We start from the raw sequence: 20,874 nt of genomic DNA, 5'->3' as shown, positions 1-20,874 counted from the left end.
GGCCCGTGGCGCCCAGGGCCTTCGCCGCCAGCACCCACTGGAAGCCCACCGGGTGCGCCTCGCGCTCCTCGTTACCCGAACTGGGCGTGCTGGCCGGGCTGGTAGTCGCCGACGGGCTGCTGGACGATGACGTTCAGGCGGTTGACGGTGTTCATGACGGCGATGAGCAACACCAGGACGGCGAGTTGGTCCTCGTCATAGTGTTTGGCGGCCTTCGCCCAGACCTCGTCCGGTACACCACCGGCCGCGTCGGCGATGCGGGTGCCCTGCTCCGCCAGCTCCAGGGCAGCGCGCTCGGCCTCGGTGAACACCGTGGCCTCCCGCCAGGCGGCGACCAGGTTGAGGCGTACTGAGGTCTCCCCGGCGTGCGCGGCCTCCTTGGTATGCATGTCGACGCAGACACCGCAGCCATTGATCTGACTGACGCGGAGCGTCACCAGTTGCTGCGTCGCGGCTGGCAGCGTTGACTCCGAGAACACCTTGCCCGCCGACAGGATGTACTTCAGGGACTTGGCCGCGACCGGGTTGCCGAGAAGGTTCAAGCGAGCATCCATCGTGCACTCCTTGCTGTGGTAGCTGGTCGAGCATGAGATGCCAGCGACTCGATCCTTGTGACAGTGCACCCACGTGACGTGCGTCATGCACGGGCGAGCAGCATCAGCCCCATTCCTCTTGGCCGGGTGACGAGGACGGCCCGCAGCGCCGAGCGCAACGTCGCAGCTCGCGAACGTCGCCCCGACACGTGGTGTGGAACATGTTCGACTCCTTTCCTGCCGTCGGTGTCACAAAACGGTGAGGCACGGTGTCTTGTGGGTGGCACAGTCGAGAGCGAAGAGACAGGAGCCACCCATGCCCAGGACGTTCCGGACCCCGACGGGCCCTGCACGATGCGCTCGTGGTTGAGGTACGCGGCCGGGCTGCACGGCCGGGGCTGCGACGTGTGCGAGTTACCACTCACGCGGCGGAAGACCGCGCCGGGGACATGAGGGAGGACGGCCGCCTGGACCCCGCCACAGCCGCGTTCCTCGCCCACCGCAGCCTGCTCTTCACCGTCGCCTACGAGATGCTCGGGTCGGCCGCCGACGCGGAGGACGTCCTCCAGGAGACCTGGCTGCGGTGGGCGGACGTCGATCTCGACACGGTGCGGGACCAGCGCGCGTATCTGGTCCGGATCACCACCCGCCAGGCGCTCATCCGGCTACGTACGCTGCGCCGGCGCAAGGAGACATACATCGGGCCCTGGCTGCCCGAACCGCTACTCACCGCCCCCGACGTAGCCGAGGACGTCGAACTCGCCGACAGCCTCTCGATGGCGATGCTACTGGTGCTGGAGGCCCTTACCCCGACCGAGCGGGCCGTGTTCGTGCTGCGCGAGGTGTTCGACCTCGGCTACGACGAGATCGCGGAAGCCGTCGACAAGACCTCGACCGCTATCCGCCAGATCGCCCACCGGGCGCGGGCACACGTCGCAGCGCGCCGACCGCGCGACGTCGTCTCCCCAGCCGAGACCCGAGCCGCGCTCGAGGCCTTCCAACGGGCGGTCGAGACGGGCGACCTGCAGAGCCTGCTCGACGTCCTCGCGCCGGACGTCGTCGCCTTGAGCGACGGTGGCGGAGTCAAGCAGGCCATGCCACGCCCCATCGTGGGAGCCGACAAGGTGGTCCGCCTGTTCGCCGTCGGCTTGGCCATGGTCGGCACCGAGATGTCGCTCGAGCCGGCACACGTCAACGGCTACCCGGCATTGATCATGCGGCTCAACGGGGAGATCGACGGCGTCGTCGCGGTACGCGTCGAAGACAGCCTCGTCACCGGGCTCTACTACGTGCGCAATCCGGAAAAGCTGTCGCGTGTGGAGCGGGAGACTGCCGTGAGCCGCTGAACCCGGGGCCCCGATGGCGGCCGATTGCCGGACGGTCGCCTGCGTTACCGGGGCCGCAGCTTGACCACCAGCAACAACGGGGACGTGGCAACCGCAGGCCTGCCCGGGGACGCCACTGCGGTCGTTGCCGGGCAGGCCCGGGGGACGCTCGTACCTCGGTCAAGGGCGTGGTGGTGTCCGGCGCGGGCCGCGATAGGGCAGGGTGGCGCTATAGACCAGGCTGGTGGTAGTGCTGCCGCACGAGGCGAGTTCGTCGACGATCTGTTCAACGCGCGCCATCGACGGTGCGGCCACCTTCATCACGTAGCAGTCGTCTCCGGTGGTGCGCAGGCATTCCAGAATCTCCGACCGTTGCTCCAGCAGTTCGTGCAGCGCAGCGGTTCGTACCAGCTGCCGGGATACTAGGGCGTTCACAAGCCGGACCCAGGCTGGCTAGCGTGGGATCCGTGCAGCTTGGCGTGAACGTACCGAACTTCGCCCCGGGTACCGACCCGGACATGCTGCGACGGTGGGCGCAGACAATCGAGGGTCTCGGCTTCGACCTGCTGATGGTCTCCGACCACATCGCGGTGACCCCGGACGTGGCCGAGCAGTATCCGGCACCGTTCTACGAGCCGTTCACCACGCTGTCCTGGCTGGCCGGGGTGACCCGACGGGTCCGGCTGGGCACGACGGTGCTCATCGTCCCGTACCGGCACCCGCTGCTCACCGCCCGGATGGCCGCGAACCTCAACCGGCTCAGCGGCGGCCGGCTCGTCCTCGGCGTCGGTGTCGGCTGGGCCCGGCAGGAGTTCGAGGCGCTCGGCGTGCCGTTCCGGCGGCGCGGCGCGCTGACCGATGAGTACCTTCAAGCGATGCGCGACGCCTGGCGGAACACCGACGACTACGACACCGCGGCGATCCCGATCTGGGTCGGCGGCAACAGCGACGCCGGCATCCGTCGTGCCGTGCTGCACGGTGACGCCTGGCACCCGCTGCGGTTCACGCCCGGATGGCTGACCAGGGCGGTGGGGCGGCTGAAGGCCACCGCCGACGAACTGGGCCGCCCGGTGCCCGCGTTGATGCCGCGCATCGCACTCCGGGAGACCGGAGAAGCGGTCACCGACCCGGAGCGGCTCGCCGGGGTCGGCACCATGGACCAGATCATCGCCGACATCGAGCAGATCCGTCTGCTCGGCGCCGAAACGGTGCTGCTCGACCCGTTCAACGGCGACCCGATCGAGATCCGCCAACCCGAACGTGCCTGGCAGACTCTTGCGGCCCTGGCCACATATCACAAATCCGAGGAGGACCGATGACTCCGGACGACGAGAAGTTCCTCCGCCGTGCCGTGGAACTCGCGAACCGGGCCGGGGCGTCCGGCGAACGGCCGTTCGCCTCGTTGCTGGTCGGTGCGGACGGCACCGTCCTGATCGAGGACCACAACACGGTGGTCTCCGACTCGGACATCTCCGCCCACCCCGAGCTGAAGCTGGCTCGATGGGCCGCTCGGGAACTCGCCCCCGACGTGGCAGCCGCCACCACCATGTTCACCAGTTGCCAGCCCTGCCCGATGTGTGCGACCGCGATCGCCCGGTCCGGCCTCGGCCGGGTGGTGTACGCCCTGTCAGCCGAACAGTTCGAGAAGGTCAAGCCGGCCACCCCGCCGCTTCCCCCGGTACGGTACGAGGGACCGGCGCTGTTCGATGAGGCGCGCCAGCCGATCGACAGCTATTACTAGGCCAACGGACGGATCTTCTCGCTCTTTTTGCCGGTCGTGGCCGGCACCGCCGTCCCGGCCGGCCGTCCTTGACGTCGGAGACGGCGCCCGCCCTGTACGGTGCCAAAACCGGCCGGCAACCTCACCCAGGTCCATTGTGAGGTTGCCGGCCTGCTGGGTCACCCACTGTCACCTGGCTCCCCACGGGCCGCTCGGCCGGAGCGTGCCACCCCGGAAGCTCTGGGTGTAGTCGCCGCCGAGGGCACGGCTGGTCAGGTAGGAGTTCATCGCCGTGGTCGCCATCCCGACGAGCGCGCCCATGCACGCTCTCTCGCCCGCGTTCGCGTTGTCGACGCAGCCGTAGTAGACCTGCAGCGAGGTCGACAGCGCGCCACCGGCCGCACAGCCCAGAGCCGCCAACTCACCGTGCACCGCGCACGCGTCACCTGCGGCAGCGGCGTAGTCGGAGTACACCATGGAGAGCAGGACGGTGAATCCGTCGCCGGTGCCGACGTCGTGTTCCTCCTCATACGTGATCATCATGTCCAGAATCTCCTCGGCATTCAGATACTCGCAGGTGTTGTTGGCACAGAGTTCGATGGTGACGCAGTCCTCGCCGGTGGCGCACATGGCGATGTCATAGATGTCGGACAACGCCTTGCTGTATCCGTTGCATCCCTCGTACTTCTCCGAGCTCTCGCACAGCAGGTACAGCGCTTTGATGGTGTCCGCGGTGCTGTTGGAGAGGCCGTGCTCCGCCATTGTCTCGAGCACGTCGAGCGCGAGTTCGAGGGGCTTTCCCCAGGCCCCGGTGACGGGCACTCCGTTAAGGTAGCTGCCGTTGTTCGTCAGGACGAGCTCGTTGTCTCCGGGCAGATGAACGGTCCTCGTCCAGTCCGGATCGGCTTTGCTGCACTTTCCCGACGTACCGCAGTTCTTGGGCTTTGCCATTCCGTTGCCGTCGCATCCGGACGTGCCCCGGCTGCATTCCGTCTCCCGCAGCCCGCTCGGGTCGGATGTCGTCACCGGATTGTTCGAGGCGTACGAATAGCCGTTGACCTGTTGCAGATCCTCGAACACGGTGATCGGGTCGCGGGAGATGAACCGCCCGGTCACCGGATCGTAGAACCGCGCGCCCATCGAGACGAGGCCGCCGGGGTCCTCGGTGCCGGTGTGGTAGCCCTGCTGGCTCGCCGTCCACGGCCGGTCCGAGCCGCGGTCGTTGCCGAACGGGTCCTGGCGCCGGTGGGTGACCGTCATGGTGGCCGCCGATACCGCCCAGGTCGAGGTGTTCTGGTGGTCGTTGCCGATCCAGACGAGTCCCTCGGCGGTGGACCGGGTGGCGACCACGGCCCCACCGTGCTGGTACGTGCGTACCGCGGTCACCCCACCCGTCGGCCCCGCGGTGATCTCGTGTCCCGCCACGAACACGGTCGCCGACCCGTCGGGGTCGACGCGGGCGACGCGCTTGTTCCCCGCGTCGTACACCATCCGGGTGGTGCCCTCCCCGTCGGTGATCGCGGAGAGCTTGCCCTGGGCGTTCCAGTCCAGCGTCTCGGTGCGGCCTCCGACCACCCGCTCGGTGAGGTTGCCGGCGTCGTCCCAGGCGAAGGTGTCGGTGCCGGTCGGCGACGTGAGCTTCTCGACGAGGTGCGCCTCGCCGTCGGTGTAGGCGTAGACGTCCTTGCGGCTGGTGCCGTCCGCGCGGTGGTCGGTCACCGAGGTGCGGTTGCCGGTCACGTCGTAGGTGTACGAGGTCCAGTAGGGCGCCGGGCCGCCGAGGTCGTCGCTGCCCAGGTCGCCTTGAGCCGCGCAGTCGCCGGTGCCGGCCTGCGCCCACGCGTCGGTCAGGCGGCGCAGACGGTCGTACACGAAGCACTGCCGCTCCGGCACGCCGGGGTCGGCGGTGACCGCGTCGGCGATGGAGAGGACGTTGCCCGCCGGGTCGTACCGGTACGACAGGTGCGCGACGTTGGTCGTGCCGACCGCGTCCCGGGAGAGCCGGTACTCGGCGGCGCGCCGGGTGCCGTCGGTGTAGGTCCAGGTCTGGTAGACCCGCTTGCCGCCGGCTCCGCCGAGCACGCGCTGGCCGAGTTCGCCCCAGGCGCTGTAGGCGGCTCCGTCCACGTAGTCGACTACCGTGCCGTTGCCGTCGAAGTACTCGCCCCACACGCCGGTGGCGTGGCCGAACTCGTCGTACTCGGACACTACGCTCTCCCGGGCCAGGCCGCCGACGGCGGGCAGGTTCGTGTACGCCACCGAGCCGTCCGGGTTGTAGTACTGGGACGTGCGGTACGTCCCCGCCAGCGACTCCAGCCCCCTGATGGCGGGGATCGTTTCGACGGTGGTGGTCGGCCGGCCGGCGGCGTCGTACCCGGAGACCTGGGTGGTCACCGACTTTCCGTCCACGTAGGACGTGGACGTGTAGGGCAGGCCGATTCCGCCGGAGGCCTTGTCGTAGGCCCACGCGGCCAGCGGCTGACCTGACCGCGGGGCACCGGACCAGCGGGCGGTCATCCGGCCGAGCGCGTCGTACTCGGTGCTGACCGTCTGGCCGCGGGCGTCGGTGGTGGCCACGATCCGGCCCGCGTCGTCGTAGCCGGCCCTGGTGGTGCCGGTGTCCGGGTCGTGCGCGGCCACCCGGCGGCCGCGCAGGTCGTACTCGTACGACCACCGGTTGAGCGCCGGGTCGGTAACGGTGCCGAGCCGGCCCCGGCGGTCGTAGTCGTATACCGTTGCGTCGTACGCGCCATCGGCGGTCGTGCCGCGGTAGTCGCGCTTCTCGATCACCTCGTCCTGCAGGTTGACGACGGTGGCCGACGGGGTACCGCCCCGCGGCGGGTCGGTGCGCTGCATCCAGCCCTTGGTGGAGCCGCCGTACCGGGTCCGGGTGGTCCAGAGGATCTGCTGGTGGGACATGAAGGACTCGGTGACCACCCGCCCGGCCGCGTCGTAGGTGTAGAACGTGCGGGCGTGGTCCTGGCCCTGGGAGACCACAGCGAGGTCGACGCCCGGCCCAGCCCCGTCGACCCAGTTCGGGCCGGAACTCCACTCGGTCAGGCCGCGGGTGTCGTACCGGGTGCTGGTGACAAGCCGCCCACCCTGCGTCGTGGGTGCCTGCTGCTGCACGGGCCGCAGCAGCGCGTCGAAAAGGGCGATCTCCTCCAGGCGCTGCTCGCCGTCGGCGTTCAGCCCGAACGTCATGACCGCTGACGGGCCGTCGTCCTTCATCCGGTACCGGTACTCCGCCGTCGGGGTGTCGGGGTGGTCGGCGCGTTTCCAGCCCGGCCCCCACGCGGCGACGGTGCGCCCGAGCGGGTCGTAGGCCAGCTCGGTGACCCGGCCGTTGGGGTCAACGGTCCGGGCCGGCACGCCCCACGCCGGCTCGTTGTGGACAGTCGTGGCGTGCCCGAGCGGGTTGGTGATCGTCGCCGACTCCGTCACGGCCTCGCCGGCGGGGGTGTAGCTGGTGGTGGTGGTCTTGCCGAGGGCGTCCGTCTCGGAGGTCTGCCGGCCCAGCTTGTCGTGGGTGTACGCGCTTGTCCTGAGCCAGCTGGCGGCGGATCCGTTGTGCGCCGAGACCTCCTCGACGGCCGTCACGGCACCGGTGGCGCCCTCGTAGGAGAGCCGCTGGTCGGCCACAAGGTCGTCGGGGAGCGACGGAGTCGCCGCGCAGGGCACCGCGAAGACCTGGATGCGATTCGGCCGCTCGTACAGGTGCCGGCCGGCGTCGTCGTGGTACGTGGTGCGGGTGCAGCGCTCGTCGTTCGGCGCCGCCAGGTCGCCGGAGTCGGAGCCGGCCACCGGGCGGCCCCGGTCGTCGAACTCGGTGGTGTGGCGGGTGCGCTGCCAGGTATCGGTAGCGGTGTCGAGCAGCCGGCGGGTGTCGGTGCGCGACTGTCCGGTCAGCCACGCCTCGGTGGTACCGCCGTCGTGGCCGCGCGAGGCGGTCTTCCTGGTCCAGTAGCGGTTCACCGTGGCAGCGATGATCGCTGAGCCCTCGTACTCGGTGGCCTCGAACACCATCCCGGCGAGCGCCTCGTGGTCGGTCACCACGTTGCCCTCGCTGTCGGTGACCTTGACACTGCGGGACCCGGTGCCCGTCGCGGTGTCGGGTTGGCCGTCGAGTCCCCGGTAGTAGCGGGCCACCGAGGTGAGCGGGGTGTCCTCAGCCGGGTCACCGAGCTTGGTGGTCACCCGGGCGTAGCCGCGCCACTGCGAGTAGCTGCGCAGATCGTCATCGACGACCTCGCTGTCGTTCCACGCCCACAGCCGGGAGGTGCCGCCGCCGGGGGTGGCGTAATCGTAGTGGGTGCGCAACGGTAGCTGCCCGGCCGTGGTGTCGAACTCCGCCACCTGCGTGACCACGTACTTGTGGAACCACTCCTCGGCCGGCTCCTCGTCGGGGCCCTTGTCGGAGAACATCGGGTAGCAGCGGCGGTCGTTGTCCTGTGGGCTGGGCCGGCTGTCCCAGGTGCAGTCCTCGGCGGAGTACCAGACGAGCACCTCGGAGCCGGTCTCGGTGGTCATCCGCGACAGCCGGGTACGCCACAGGGACGGTTCGCCCTCGGAGTGCTCCACCCGGTTGGCCATCGGCGTGCCCGCGAAGGTGACCGGCGGGGTGGACTCGGTGCCGCCGACGTGACCGGTGTGCTGTACGGACGCCAGCCACAGCACCGTGTCCTCCTCGGCGCCGTAGTGCAGGAAGTCGTGCTCCAGCGCCCAGGAGTCCACCTTGGAGAACGCCCCGCCCTTGCGCACGTACGTGGTGATCGAGGTCATCCGCTGGGAGGCGAAGAACGCCATGTTGAGCTTGTCGGTGCACGGTGCGGCGGCGCAGTCGAGGTCCCACGGCGTCTCGGGCCAGTTGGCCGGCCGGGGGTCGCCGCCGGACTCGTGGCAGTCGGACTCGCAACGGTCGGCGTAGGAGAACACCACCCGGCCGGCCGCGACGGCCGAGGCGTCGTCGGCACGCAGTCCGTACTCGATCCGGGCCAGCCTGGCCGCCCGGTGAAAGGCCGTGCGGTTGACGACGTCTGCGGCGGCACCGTAGTGGCCGGTCTCCGTGCTCCACTCGTACCGGGTCACGTTGCCGTGCGCGTCGACGACCTCGTCCAGCAGCCACCGGTACGCCTGGGCGCAGGCCGAGCCCTTGAAGTCGCCGGACCGGTGGCAGGGCTCGCCGGAGTGGTTGCCGAACACCGGTGCGGTCAGCCGCGAGCCGGCGCGGGACGCGAACAGGTACCGCGTGCCGTCGGTGGCGGTGATCCGCCACTGCTCCGACGTCCCGGTCGACGCGGTGGCGGCCGAACCGAGCCGCTCCACCTTCCAGCCGGAGTCCGTGGCCACGTGCCACTCTCCGGTGGCGCCGTCCTTGACCAGCGCGGCGTTGACGCTGCCCAGCGACATGGTGACGGCGTCGGACGCGCCGTCCCAGCACCAGTCGCCGGTGGCGGTCGGGGTGTTGCCACCGGAGTCGCGGTGGCAGTTGGGGTAGGTCCGCTCGATCAGACCCGGGTGGTAGCCCCAGCCGTCGCCGATCAGGCCGGCCTGGTTGTTGGACGAGGACGTATGGCCGTCCACCGCCTGCGAGGAGTACGACAGCGACAGCTCCGGCACAACTCCGGCGGCGGGTGGCACGCGCATCGCGTAGGAGTAGCCGAAGCTGCCCGACGAGCCCCCCTGTGACCAGGAGCCGGCGTGCGACAGGTCGGTGGCCGACCAGTTTCCGGTCGCGCCGTCCCCGTCGGCCGCCAGCACCAGAACCATGGCGCTGCCCGCCTCGCCGCCGAGTTCGACGGTGGCGGTCACGCTCCGCGCCTTGGTGTCGTTGACGCTCTCCACCTCGTCGCCGGTCAGGCAGCCCGGCTTGGCGGGCTCGCTCAGCGCGCAGCCGGGCAGCGCCACCAGCCGCAGCCGCGACGACCAGCCGCCGCCGAACGCGCCGACGAACCGGCTGTAGTCGATCTTCAGGTCGGCCTGGCCACTCCGGTCGGACGACACCTGGTACACAACACCGTCGACGCCCAACTTCGCCGCGATGTCCTGGCCAAAGACGCGCAGTGCCGCGGCGGCGCCGGGGGTGCCGGTGCGCGCCGCGTCGGTGCCCGTCGCCCGCATGGGCACCGTCGTGACGCCGGCCGCCGGCCAGTCGGCCGTACCCGACCCGGCCCAGCTCTGGTCCGGCACGTGCACGCCTTCGGCCTTCGGGTCCACCGCGGTGCCGGTAACGGCCTCGGCCTCCACCGGCGTGCCGAGGTCGGGGTCGAGCGCGCCGGACCTGAAGCGTTCCGGCAACTGGTAGGCGACGACCGCCGCTCCCACGAGCAACGCGACGACCACGGTCAAGCGGACGAGGGCATGCAGCCGAGATTTCATCGTGAGGTGGCCTTTCGCTGTGCTTGCTCGTCGTCGCCGTCGCAGGAGCCGCTGCCCGGGCTGGGCTGGCTGGGCAGGCGTCCGGCCAGGTCGCGGATAACCAGCCGGTCCACCGCGCCGGACCACACCCGCACCTGGTCGATCACGCCGTCCATGTGGTTGACCATCGCGCCGTTCTCGAAGGCGGCACCGACGACGAACGGTCCGGTGGCCTGCCACGGCGACGCGATCATCCGTTGCTCGCCCTGCGGGACACCGTTGACGTACAGGCGCATCGTGCCGGTGCCGAAGTCGAAGACCCCGGCCACGTGGTACCACCGGCCCAGCTCGGGAGCCTGCTTGCCGACGACCCGGTGCCAGGCGCCGCTGCTCGTCCCGTCCGACGACGGCATCGAGAGCTGGAAACGGCCACCGCCCTCGATCGTGGGGTTGAAGGCCAGGTTGAAGGCCATTCGGTTGACCCCGGTCTGTGACGCGACAGTGCGGTAGCCGTCGGCACTGTTGAGCCTTGTCCAGGCCGTGACGGTGAACGACCGGTCGGTGGTCGCCACCGGGCGGGTTGTGCTGGCGTACCCGGTGCCGGCGAAGCCGAGGCCGTAGGCGGCGTGGCACCAGTTGTACCGGTCCTCGACCCACTGGTGGTCGCCGCTGAAAACAAGGTTGTGGTCCGCGCCCCAGCCGTCGATGCCGAGTTCGTCCTCCCCCAGCTCCCAGTACGCGAGCTGCTCGGTGCGCAGCCCCTGGATGGTGTCGGGCGTCGCCACGCCCCGCCACACCCGGACGTCGGACATCGCGCCCTTCCACCGTGACGACCGCGTGCCGTCGGCGGTGCCGCCGCAGCCGAGCACGAACTCGGTGGCCCGCCACGGCGCGAAGCCGACGGTCTTCTCGGCGGCCAGCGCGCCGTTCACGTACAGCGCGATGCGCCGCGTGTCGGCGTTCACGGTCACCGCCAGGTGGGTCCACTGCCCCGGCGTCGCGGCGCCGCCCACGGAAGCCCCGCTGGCGGCGGTGTCGTCCGCGTTGGTGACCGAGAAGTCCCAGCGCGCCGTGGTCGGGTCGTACTTCAGCATCGCCGCGAAGTGCCGGCTGCCGTGCAGGCTGAACACCCGGGAGTGGCCGGTGGTGTGCGCCGGGTCCAGGTACACCCAGGCCGAGGTCGTGAACGAACCGTCGGTGCGTACCGGCACCCGCTCAGCGGTCGGGCAGGTGTTGCCGTCGAAGGCCAGCGCACTGTTGGCCCGGCCGTGCTGGTCGGCCAGCCACGAGGCGGAGTCCAGGGTAGACAGCTGGGGACCGTGCCCGGACTGCTCCGCAGCGTACTGCTGGCGCAGCGGCCACCACGCCCGGGTACCGGCGGGAAGCCCCTCGTTGGTCGCGGCGAGCGCCTCGATCTGGCCGCTGGTCAGCACCTGCTGGACCGCCACCGCGTCGTCGATCGCGCCGTGGATCGCCTCGAACGGACTGCCGCCGAACCCGCAGCCGACGCCCATCCGGCCGGTGCCCGTCGGCGGGTCGAAGGTGATCGGCCCGGAACCGGCCAGCGCGCCGTTGACGTAGATGCGGAGCCGCTCGGCCGGGGCGTCGTACACACCGGCAAGATGCACCCAGCTACCGGCGCCGACCCCGGAGACCGGTGCCGTCGCCTGGTCCCAGTACGCCTGCGCACCCGTGCCCTGGGAGTGCCGGGAGACGGACCACAGAGTGCCCTTGGCGTTCAGCATCAGCTTGACGTTGCTGCCACCGGAGCCGGGCATGGCGAAGATCGTCTGACCGGCGCCGGTCGTGTAGCTGTCGATCCGCACCCATGCGGCGAGCGTGAACGAGTCGGCGGTGTCCACTGGCGGGCCGCCGGTCACCGCGCACCGCGTGTTGTCGCCGCCGACCTCCAGCGCGCCGCCGGCCCGGCCGTGGCGATCGGTGTCGTACCGTGGCCCGGCCGCGACCGTCAGCTCGGCCGTACCGGCGTCGTCGGTGGTGTCGCCGTCGAACCGCCAGGCCCCGACCGGCTTCACGGGCTCGGTGGGCGCGTTGACGAACCAGGTGTCGGCGCGGGAGGACTCGATCCCGGCCGCGTCGAGCGCCCACACCTGCAGAACATGGTCGATCGTGGTGCTCGACGGCAGGACGTTGATCCTGGCCCGACCGTCCACCGCGTCCGCCGTCGAGGTACAGGTGTAGTCGTTACACGACTTGACCGACATGCCGTTGCCACCGGCCTCCGGGGCGAGGACGTACTTGAACTTGGCGACGTCGCCTCCGCCGACGAGGTCGAAGTACACGGCGTCGCCGGGCGCCGGGTCCACCGTCACCTGCGCCACGTCGGCCGGCTCCGGCGGTGTCGTGTCGATCTGGAACCAGCAGTACGCGGACCAAGGCCCGGCGCCGAACTCGTCGAGCGTTTGCGCCCGCCAGCGGTACACGCCCTCGGCAAGCGCGAGCGACTTGTCCACCCTGCTCGGCAGCGCGGTGCCGGCCTGGCCGTCCGGCGTCTTCTGGCTCAGCACGGCGCCGGTCGGCGGGGACAGCTCGTACCGCAGCCGCACCTTGCCGCCGTCGGGGTCGCGCGGGGTCGCGGTCAGCGTCGGGGTCGGCGTGGTCACCAGGATCGGGCTGGACTGGGCGCCGCAGCCCAGCTTTTCGGTGGACATCGCGTTGGGCGCCTGCGGCTGGGCGTTGACCCGGAAGTAGCAGTACCCGGAGTACGGCCCGGTGCGGGCGCTGTCGCCGTCGCTGTCCCAGACCCGGACCCGCCACCGGTACCCGGTGCCCTCGGCCAGGGTGCCGGACGGCACCGTGACCGTCTTCGTCCCCTTCGAGGTCACCGGGACGTTGAGCTGCCTGATCACGGTGCTGGAGCCGATCTTGGTCAGCTCAAACCGCAGCTCGGCGGCCGAGGCGAGATTGGCCGGTGCGGTGGCCTTCAGCGTGGGCACCAGCGTGTTGAGCTTGTAGCCCGGCGCGGAGGTCGCGCACCGCTCACCGTTGGTGAACAGTTCGACCGGCTTGTTCGCGGTGTGCCAGATGATGAGCTTCCCGCTGCCGGGCAGGAGCCTGCGCCACTGGTTCCGGCTGCCCTCGTTGTCCGAGAAGATGGTGAACGACGCAGTGGCCCAGCCGCGGTCGACGATGTACTTCAACCGGTCGGTCAGATGCGAGTCCTGCCATTTGAACCGCTTGTCGCCCTCGTCACCGCATTGGTCCTCATTGGACGTCGGCACCGTCGCCGTGGCGGCCAACCCGATGTACTTGTCCGGGTACGTATTGGCGAACGTCGCGGTGGAGCGCTTGAAGTGGTCCATCGCGCCGAGCCGCACCTTGTAGCTCGTGCCGCAGCCGCCGGTATGGTCCTGGGTCATCCAGATCTGCGCGTCCGCGACCACGCGGTGCTTCAGGTCGTCCAGCCCGTCGAACTGGATCGCCGACCGCCACAGCCCCACGGCGTTGTCGTTGCGCCACCCCTGGAAGCCGACCCGCAGGTACGAGTCGCCGGACCAGGTGGTCTGGTGAACGTACTGGCCGTTCGTTCCGTAGTGGAGGTTGGCCCACTGGCTGATCTTTCCGGTGAACTTCGGGTCGATGTACAACGGATACCGCAGGTCCGGGTTGCCCAGCAGTTCGGCGTCCGGCAGTACGGCCAGCGTGTCACCGTCCACCTCCAGGTCAATCGTGGCGGCCAGACCGCTCTCGGTGGCGACGACGCCCCCGCCCGCCTTGGCGGTCGCGGTGGCCGCCGCCGGCGTCGAGGAGTCCCACATCCACGGCGTCTCCACCGCGTACACGAGCTCGCCGCCGGCGCCGGTCAGCTCGGCGGTGTCGGAGTCGGTGTCGGCGGCCACGTCGAGGCCGGCCACCTGCAGGCCGAGCTCGATGCGTTTCAGGGCCGGGTCGGCGGCCGCCGCAGCGGTGTGCACCACGAACGCGTAGGAGAACCCGTCGACACCCGCGTACACCTCGAGGTCCACATCGCGCATCACCTCGTCGAATACGGCGGTGCTTCCGCTGACCCGCGGCGCTGGCAGCGTGCCCGGCCAGTCCAGGCCCACCCGCTGCCCGGTCGGCGCGGTGGCCGTGACGAACGGGCCATCGCCACCGGCGATCCGCAGGTCGGAGACCGTCGCGGTGGTGCGGAACCCGCCGTCGCCGGTCGGCACGAGCGTCGGGTCGGCGTCCACCCACCGCCCCGACGCGTCCTGCGCCCACTGCGCCGCCGCGTACGCCTCGGTCCGCACCCGCCCGTCGGGCTCGGCGTACCACCGCACCGCGTAGTCCTGGTATTCGGCGATCCGCACCTCGACACCGCATTCCGCGGCCAGCGCGAGGGCCACGTCCTCCGTCTCGGCGACAAGACCGCCGTCGGGAACAGTGCAGGCGGTCGCGGCCGGCTCGCGCGCGGACGCCGGTGCGGCGAAAAGGAATCCGCCGGCCAGGATCACGCACAGCGCCGATCCCATGTGGCGTTTCGAAAAGAGGGTCACGGCGCACCTTCTCCATCGCGGAGCCAGGGGTCTGGCTGGGCGGGGAAGGTATAGCCGTCAATTCTGCAGGGCCACAAGACAAGCACCGCCCGGCGCGGCAAATGTCCCGGATATTTGCAGCCGCCTGCAACGAGGCCCGTTGCAGGATCCTGCAAGCCCCGCGACTCGGTCTTCACAGCCGTGCCCGGAGGTGATCTCCTGTCCTCACGGGAGCTGTACTGGGTTCGGGACGGGGGGTTCCGTGGGGTTGTCGATGGCGGTCGTCCCCAGGCTGACCAGGTGGGGAGTGACGCCCGATGCCGACCTCGGTTACCGGGCGTTGTCGATGCTCGGCCCCCGCACGGTCGCGCGGCTCGCCCGGGAGCTGGGTATGCCCCAGAGCCGGGTGAGTCAGGCACTCGACGAGCTCGTGGCCGCGGCGGCGGTACGCCCCGTCCCCAAGGCCACCGACACCGGGCACCGGTCACCGGACACCCTCGTGTGGGAAGCGGTTGCGGTGGAGCGGGTGCTCGACACGCTGCGGCAACGCCGTGCACCCGTCCCGGCGCTCGACCGGTGGCGCCGGCACGTCACGACCGCCACCGAGGTGGGCCTGGCCGCCCTGGCCCGCGCCTCGGTGCGACGCTGGCCGACCCGCGCCGCCGCTCGGCAGCGGGCGGCCGGCCTCATTGCCGCGGAACGCCACGAGCATCTCGCCATCAACACCGAAGAGGTCTTCGACGCCGAAGCAACCACCGCCGCCCTGCCGCTCGACCGCAGCATCCTGGCCCGCGGCATCCGGCTGCGCGTGCTCGGCCTGCCGCCCAGCGACGGCGACCGGTACAGCGCCTACGCCACCGCCCTCGGCCACGCCGGCGGGATGTACCGCGAGCTGTCGGCACTCCCGCTCAAAGTAATGATCTTCGACCGGCGCGCCGCGATGGTGCCGAGCGACCCGGTAGACCTCGAAAAGGGCTACATCGAGGTCGCCGACCCCGAGGTCGTCCAAACCCTGGCGGGCATGTTCGACCGGCTGTGGAACGACGGGACCGACCCACGGGAGCAGGGGGTACCGCCCATCGAGCTGAGCAACCGTGAGCAGGCACTGGTGCGCCTGCTCGCCATGGGATACACCGACCAGTCCGCGGCGCAGGAGCTACGGCTCAGCGTCCGCACCGTCGCCTACACCATGCGGAACCTGATGGACCGCCTGGGCGTCGAAAACCGCTTCCAGCTCGCGCTGCTGCTCGGCGCCGCCGGCGCCGCACCCCGACCACCGCGCTACGGCACCCCAGGCTCCACCACCACTTGAGGGGACCCCGTGTCACACCCGTTCGTACGGCTGGCCGCCCGCGCCGCCGCTGTACTGGCGAGCCCACTGGCGCTCACGCTCGGCATCGCCACCGAGTCCCAGGCCGCCGGCCCCTGGGTTCCGGCCCCCTGCGCCACCGGCCAGTTCACCGCGGTCGGCGCCGCCTACGGGGGATACACCGCACTGCACGGCCAGGTCACCGGGTGCGAGCCGTACCGGGCCGGCTCCTCCTTCGCCGTCGTTGTCTTCAAGCCGCAGGACTGGTTCGCGACCGCGTACCCGGAATCGCTGGTGAGCTACCAACCCGGCGGGTCGACCCGATTCGCCGGCACGCTACCGACGTCACACCAGGTAGGAGTCTGCGCCATGCGCACCCTCACCGAGCGGATCGCCTGTGCGCGGGTGACGTGGCCGGAGGACGGCCCGGCCACGCTGGAACCGATCGCGACCACCGACCCGCTGGTCGCGGCGGCTGTCCGCTACCAGGACGACCAGCCACAGCCGCCGGTCGGGTTCTGCGGCAGCTGTCTTGATGATCCGCAGGGCTGACCTGAGCGGACGGCCGCAATCGCCTTGCGAGTCGAAGAACGGGTATTCGAGGTCGCGTCGGGAGTCGGCCAGTGGCTCACGCATTCGGCCCGTCGTATGGGGTGGCGAGGACGTCGTCCGACGCGACGTGATACCCGAATCCGGCGGGCACGTCCTCGATCCGGCCAGAGGCGCATCCCGATCACCATCCTGGCTGCAACATGTCTGGGTGGTGGAGCAGCGCGCCGCCCTGCGCCCCGCCCACCGTCACCACGCCCTGAGACCCTTATCTACCAGGCACTGAGCCAGCGTCGAGGTTTCAGGGTGTCCACGCTGCCGCCTCGGATAGGTCCACCGCCGCGCATTCGGATCGTGGTGCCAGCGCAACAGCGTGACCGGGGTGACGAAGAACGCCGACCACCGCACACGCGGCAACAGCCTCGACAACCCGGCCGGCACCGCCCGGTCGGCCGGTTCCAGATCCAGCCGGCGTACCTGCCGCCGTAACACGGCGACCTGATGCCGCAGCACAGCAACCTCGATCGCGTTGGCGTGCCCACTGCGTGATCAGCTGCAGTGCCTGACGAAGAATCAGGTAGCCGAACGACAGAATCATGACCGGCGGCATCCCGCCATCCATCGATCCCACAGCGCACAAACCGCACGCCAGCGCCTAAAGCCGAATTTCCGAACGGTACAGGTTCAGTCCGCTTCGTTGACGGCACCTTCGTAGTCGCAGCCGACCATTGACTTCCCGGTGAGGGCGATTACTTCGTCGAGTTGGACGCGGGCTGCGGCCAGTTGGGCGATCTGCGCGTCAATCCGCTCTCGTTCGGCGGCCAACCGGGCCCGGGCCTCCACAGGGGTGATCTTGGCGCCGGTGCAGGGCAGTAGCCCGGCGATCGTCCGGCTGGACAGGTTCGCTGCAAACAGAAGCTGGATGAGCTTGACCCGGTCGACGGCCACCTGCGGGTAGTGGCGCTGGCCAGTGCGGCTGCGCTCGGAATGCAGCAGCCGCTGCTGCTCGTAATAGCGCAGTGACCGCGTGCTCACGCCTGAACGAGCGGCCAGTTCCCCGATTCGCAGAGTGATCACCGCCACAATTCTTTGCCTTTGACATCGATGTCAACTTCTAGCGTACCGCCATGCACATTTCCGGAGCGATTGCCCTGGTCACCGGGGCCAACCGCGGTCTCGGCCGCCACTTCGCCGCGCAACTGCTCGATCGCGGCGCCGCCAAGGTGTACGCCACTGCCCGCCGTCCCGAACTCGTCAGACTCCCCGGCGTAGAGGTCCTGCCGCTGGACATCACCGACCCCGCTTCAGTGGCGGCCGCCGCCCGGGCTGCCGGCGACGTCAACCTGCTGGTCAACAACGCCGGGGTGTCCACCGGCGCGGACCTGGTCGCGGGTGACCTCGACCTGCTCCGCCGGGACATGGACACAAACTACTGGGGAACCCTTTCGGTCATCCGGGCGTTCGCGCCGCAGCTTGCCAGCGGAGCGATCCTCAACGTCCTCTCAGCCCTGTCCTGGGTCTCCAGTCCGGGTGCCGGCGGGTACGCAGCATCCAAAGCGGCCGAGTGGAACCTCACCAACGGCGTGCGCCTGGAACTGGCCGCCCAGGGAACTCTGGTCACCGGCCTACACCTTGGACCGACCGACACCGACATGACGGCCGCTTTCGACGTCCCGAAGAGCGATCCAGCTGCCATTGTGAAAGCCGGACTCGACGGCCTGGAGGCCGGTGAGTGGGAGGTAATCGCCGACGAGATGCCCAGAGTCGCGAAGGCAGCCCTCGCCAAAGACCCCCGCGAGTACTACGCCCAGCGGTAACGAGAGCGGGCGCGGACAGCTGACCTTGGCCGCGCCTGCCAGACCGACCGATCCGACGCCCGACCAACCAGCACCGGTCAGTCCCGGCCGCCATCAGCGCGGGATCCGCAATGTGGCATCGACTGGCATCACGGTCAGCAGCTGGCGGCTCCGTGCCAGCGGACCGTCGACTATCCACTCGAGCGAAACTCGACGATCAAGCCCTGAGCAGCTCGGCTCGCCATGGCCTCCAGCAATCCCGTGACGGGAACCGTGCCGGACCAGACTCGAATCAGGCACCGATTTACCGCGAGGCAACACCCGCTCATCGGCAAGAGTGGGAGCCCTGGGGGTCCGCAATACTCGGGCCCTCGTCACATGTTCACTGCCCCGGGAAGGCTGCCTCAATCGCACTCCGCCTCAATCGCACTCCGCCTCGAACGGAGACGAGCAGGACGGACGGGCGGCTGCCGAACGTGATCGTCTCGGTCAGCGCGCCCGGATCTGGCATGAACCGGAAACCGCCGCCGCCGTGCCGGGCCCACGCGGCTACGGTGCTGCGATGGTGGCTCTGCGGGTGCGGCGGCGGCTCGGCGTGATGTTCGACCGGCATCGGCGGCCGGAGGATCTGGTGGCGTTCGCGCGGGCTGTCGAGGCGGCCGGTGTCGACGACCTGTGGCTGGTCGAAGATCTCGGCTCGGCCGGCTCTGTCGCCTCAACGGCGATCGCGCTCGCGGTGACCGAGCGGATCCGGGTGGGTATCGGGGTCGCACCGGTGCCGCTGCGTAATCAGGCGTTGCTGGCGATGGAGCTTGCCACACTCGCGGGTGTCTACCAGGGACGGCTCGTGGCCGCCGTGGGGCACGGCAAGCGCGACTGGATGCCGAAGCTCGGCGCCGCCACCGACCCGGCGAACAGGATCGCCCTGTTCACGGAGACGATCAGGGCGCTCCGGTCGCTGCTGCGTGGGGACACCGTGAAACTGCGGGGCCGCGCCGTACACCTCGACGGGGTGCGCCTGGCCCACCCGCCGACGGTCCCGCCGCCGGTCGTCTCCGGCGTGCCTGGCGCCCGGTCGACGGAGCTGACCATCCTGCGAAACAACACCATGCACTACCTGTCCGGGCAGGTGGCCGACGGCACGATCATCAGCGAAGGGCACGGCCCGGCGGCAATCGCCTCGGCGCTGTACTACATCGAAGCAGGGCGTGAGGCGTTCGAGACGACCTGGCCGCACGAGGTGATCGTTTTCGCCCTGCACCACGTCAAGGACGACCCGGACCAGGTCCACGCGGCGACCACGGAGGCCGTCGAGGAGCGGGCCAGGAACCTCGGCGTCGGGATCGAGGACGTGTTCCTGGCCGCGGGCACCGCCACCACCACGGCGGAGCGGGTGCACAGCCTCTGGGATGCCGGCGCCGAAACCGTCGTGTTACGGCCGATCGGCGCCGACCCGTTGAACCATCTCCGCGCCTCCCTCACCGCACTACAGCAGATCGGCGACCGGCCAGAGCCATAGCCGGTACCCCCACGGCCACCACCTGGGCCCTCGGACTGCGACCCCGGATCGCGGCAGAAGCGGATGTCCGATCAGGTACTGGCTGGTCGGACGGGCGGCGGCTCGCCGGTAGCGTTTCGGTCGTTCATCGTGCGTACGGTCGAGGTCTCTCGAAACCGGCCACGCTGCCATGCCGTCTCACCTGTATGAGGGTGCGGCGGATCGGCATGGTGCTCGTGGCCGTTCTGGCAGTGGCAGGCTGCTCGAACGCCTCTGGGCGCGCTCCCTACCTCACTCAGCCGGCCGTTGCCTGTCCAACGGTGGACAGGCTGGCCGGACAACGCTCCGCAGACCCGTTGCCTGCGGACTTCCGGCCGGTCGCGGCCGTCCGGTGCACTTTCCGGCTTACCGTCGCGCAGTCCGCGGGTCCGCCCTCGTCGGGCCTCACCTGGGCTGCCGCGCAGCGGGCCACCGGTCCGTTCGACGACCTCGTCCGCGCGCTGCGCCTACCACCGCCGGAGACCACCGGCGACCTGGTGTGTCCGGCCGTCTTCGTGATGCCGGTGTTGCTGGCGCTGACGGACGCATCAGGCAACACTGTCCTGCCGGCCTTGCCGGGTACCGTATGCCGCACCCCGCTTACCGAGGTGCAGTCGGCACTCGACGCGCTGCCTTGGGTGGAGATCGACCGTCAGCGGTGAGTTGATCAGTGCCACGCCGATCGGCAGATTGGGATGGTCGATACCAGAGACGTAAGGTGCGGCGAGGTGGGGAACGAGGAACAATGCACCGATGGATGATCATCGGCGTTGCCGTCTTTCGACGAGCGGCGGTGAGCTGGAGCTTGCCGGTCCACCAGATGCCCTCCGCGCCCTCGGTCGGCTGCTACGCCAATATCCTGGACCCGTTGGGGTAGCGGTCACCGGTGGGCTCGTGGCGCAAGAGGAAACCTCCGGTCCGCTGCTTGTCAGTCTCCAGGGCGGGGCAACCCTGCATTTCTCCGGTGGTCGCGAGTACCTTGACATCATCTGGGACGCACTCGATGGTGTGGCGGAGCAGGCCGAGGCCGCCGACGACCTGGCCGTCAATCGTCATCAGCACATCGAATACCTTCCTGGGGACGACTACCGGTCGCCAGACTCCGTTCCCCTGGTCGTCGTGGCCGACTGGCCAGACGCGCCGTAGCGGAGAACACACTGATCTCGACAGGTCCGAACGCCGCTGACGCTGAAGCTGGTGACGGGCGTGGCGGCTCTGCCTGGTGGTGGCGTGCACGGACGGCGGCAGATCCGGATGCGCGTAGCTGAGA

The 20,874-nt window shown here is 70.0% G+C and carries 14 protein-coding genes; 9 read left to right on the top strand and 5 right to left on the bottom strand.

Annotated elements, in window-relative coordinates:
* Positions 1–71: 71 nt before the first annotated feature.
* Entirely contained in the window at positions 72–554 is a 483-nt protein-coding gene (locus tag R6Y94_RS31460; RefSeq protein ID WP_318399508.1) for a carboxymuconolactone decarboxylase family protein, read from the bottom strand.
* Positions 555–982: 428 nt separating this feature from the next.
* Here R6Y94_RS31460 and R6Y94_RS31455 point away from each other — a divergent pair, with 428 nt between their 5' ends.
* Positions 983–1,879, top strand: a complete 897-nt coding sequence (locus R6Y94_RS31455) for an RNA polymerase sigma-70 factor (RefSeq protein WP_318399742.1) — start codon at positions 983–985, stop codon at positions 1,877–1,879.
* 159 nt (positions 1,880–2,038) lie between these two features.
* Here R6Y94_RS31455 and R6Y94_RS31450 read toward each other — a convergent pair whose 3' ends face one another.
* Positions 2,039–2,293: an Lrp/AsnC ligand binding domain-containing protein gene (locus R6Y94_RS31450; RefSeq protein ID WP_318399507.1), complete on the bottom strand. Its 255-nt coding sequence runs from the start codon at positions 2,291–2,293 to the stop codon at positions 2,039–2,041.
* A gap of 32 nt (positions 2,294–2,325) precedes the next feature.
* Between R6Y94_RS31450 and R6Y94_RS31445 the strand changes: the two genes are divergently transcribed.
* A complete protein-coding gene (locus R6Y94_RS31445; RefSeq protein WP_318399505.1) occupies positions 2,326–3,177 on the top strand; it encodes an LLM class flavin-dependent oxidoreductase in 852 nt (283 codons plus the stop codon).
* Positions 3,174–3,599, top strand: a complete 426-nt coding sequence (locus tag R6Y94_RS31440) for a nucleoside deaminase (protein WP_318399502.1) — start codon at positions 3,174–3,176, stop codon at positions 3,597–3,599. Before R6Y94_RS31445 ends, R6Y94_RS31440 begins: the two co-directional genes overlap by 4 nt.
* 168 nt (positions 3,600–3,767) lie before the next feature.
* Here the strand turns inward: R6Y94_RS31440 and R6Y94_RS31435 are convergent, their stop codons facing one another.
* The gene (locus R6Y94_RS31435) at positions 3,768–9,920 is read right to left on the bottom strand and encodes an RHS repeat-associated core domain-containing protein (RefSeq protein WP_318399740.1); all 6,153 of its coding nucleotides are present in this window, start codon (positions 9,918–9,920) and stop codon (positions 3,768–3,770) included.
* A gap of 32 nt (positions 9,921–9,952) precedes the next feature.
* Positions 9,953–14,434 carry a LamG domain-containing protein gene (locus tag R6Y94_RS31430; protein ID WP_318399500.1) on the bottom strand — a complete coding sequence of 1,494 codons (4,482 nt, stop codon included), beginning with the start codon at positions 14,432–14,434 and terminating at the stop codon, positions 9,953–9,955.
* A gap of 253 nt (positions 14,435–14,687) precedes the next feature.
* On the opposite strand from R6Y94_RS31430, the gene R6Y94_RS31425 reads away from it, so the two are divergent.
* Together R6Y94_RS31425 and R6Y94_RS31420 are read left to right on the top strand one after the other, a co-directional pair.
* Positions 14,688–15,725 (top strand): helix-turn-helix transcriptional regulator, encoded by a 1,038-nt coding sequence (locus R6Y94_RS31425; protein ID WP_318399498.1) that lies wholly within the window; start codon positions 14,688–14,690, stop codon positions 15,723–15,725.
* Between the two features lie 9 nt (positions 15,726–15,734).
* Positions 15,735–16,274, top strand: coding sequence for a hypothetical protein (locus R6Y94_RS31420; RefSeq protein WP_318399497.1), 540 nt, complete (start codon positions 15,735–15,737; stop codon positions 16,272–16,274).
* 681 nt (positions 16,275–16,955) lie between these two features.
* Here the strand turns inward: R6Y94_RS31420 and R6Y94_RS31415 are convergent.
* A complete protein-coding gene (locus R6Y94_RS31415) occupies positions 16,956–17,339 on the bottom strand; it encodes a MerR family transcriptional regulator (RefSeq protein WP_318399739.1) in 384 nt (127 codons plus the stop codon).
* Positions 17,340–17,398: 59 nt separating this feature from the next.
* Between R6Y94_RS31415 and R6Y94_RS31410 the strand changes: the two genes are divergently transcribed.
* From R6Y94_RS31410 to R6Y94_RS31395, 4 genes are all read left to right on the top strand, one after another.
* Complete coding sequence (locus R6Y94_RS31410; RefSeq protein ID WP_318399495.1) at positions 17,399–18,088, top strand: SDR family oxidoreductase; 690 nt, start codon at positions 17,399–17,401, stop codon at positions 18,086–18,088.
* A 541-nt stretch (positions 18,089–18,629) separates the two neighbouring features.
* On the top strand, positions 18,630–19,586 hold the full coding sequence (locus R6Y94_RS31405) for an LLM class flavin-dependent oxidoreductase (RefSeq protein WP_318399493.1): 957 nt from the start codon (positions 18,630–18,632) through the stop codon (positions 19,584–19,586).
* Positions 19,587–19,792: 206 nt separating this feature from the next.
* The gene (locus tag R6Y94_RS31400; protein WP_318399491.1) at positions 19,793–20,266 is read left to right on the top strand and encodes a hypothetical protein; all 474 of its coding nucleotides are present in this window, start codon (positions 19,793–19,795) and stop codon (positions 20,264–20,266) included.
* 232 nt (positions 20,267–20,498) lie between these two features.
* Positions 20,499–20,750 (top strand): hypothetical protein, encoded by a 252-nt coding sequence (locus R6Y94_RS31395; RefSeq protein ID WP_318399489.1) that lies wholly within the window; start codon positions 20,499–20,501, stop codon positions 20,748–20,750.
* Positions 20,751–20,874 lie beyond the last annotated feature (124 nt).

Origin of the sequence: Plantactinospora sp. KLBMP9567 (assembly GCF_033446045.1) — a bacterium.
In the GTDB taxonomy this organism is placed as follows: Bacteria; Actinomycetota; Actinomycetes; order Mycobacteriales; family Micromonosporaceae; genus Plantactinospora.
The sequence above is the reverse complement of the archived record's forward strand: the minus strand, read 5'-3'. Positions and strand labels throughout refer to the sequence as shown.

Bases quoted from the DNA above. Each gene is read 5' to 3' on its own strand.
- R6Y94_RS31460 (WP_318399508.1), bottom strand. From the start codon at position 554: ATGGATGCTCGCTTGAACCTTCTCGGCAACCCGGTCGCGGCCAAGTCC.
- R6Y94_RS31455 (WP_318399742.1), top strand. From the start codon at position 983: ATGAGGGAGGACGGCCGCCTGGACCCCGCCACAGCCGCGTTCCTCGCC.
- R6Y94_RS31440 (WP_318399502.1), top strand. From the start codon at position 3,174: ATGACTCCGGACGACGAGAAGTTCCTCCGCCGTGCCGTGGAACTCGCG.
- R6Y94_RS31425 (WP_318399498.1), top strand. From the start codon at position 14,688: ATGGCGGTCGTCCCCAGGCTGACCAGGTGGGGAGTGACGCCCGATGCC.
- R6Y94_RS31410 (WP_318399495.1), top strand. From the start codon at position 17,399: ATGCACATTTCCGGAGCGATTGCCCTGGTCACCGGGGCCAACCGCGGT.
- R6Y94_RS31405 (WP_318399493.1), top strand. From the start codon at position 18,630: ATGGTGGCTCTGCGGGTGCGGCGGCGGCTCGGCGTGATGTTCGACCGG.
- R6Y94_RS31400 (WP_318399491.1), top strand. From the start codon at position 19,793: ATGGTGCTCGTGGCCGTTCTGGCAGTGGCAGGCTGCTCGAACGCCTCT.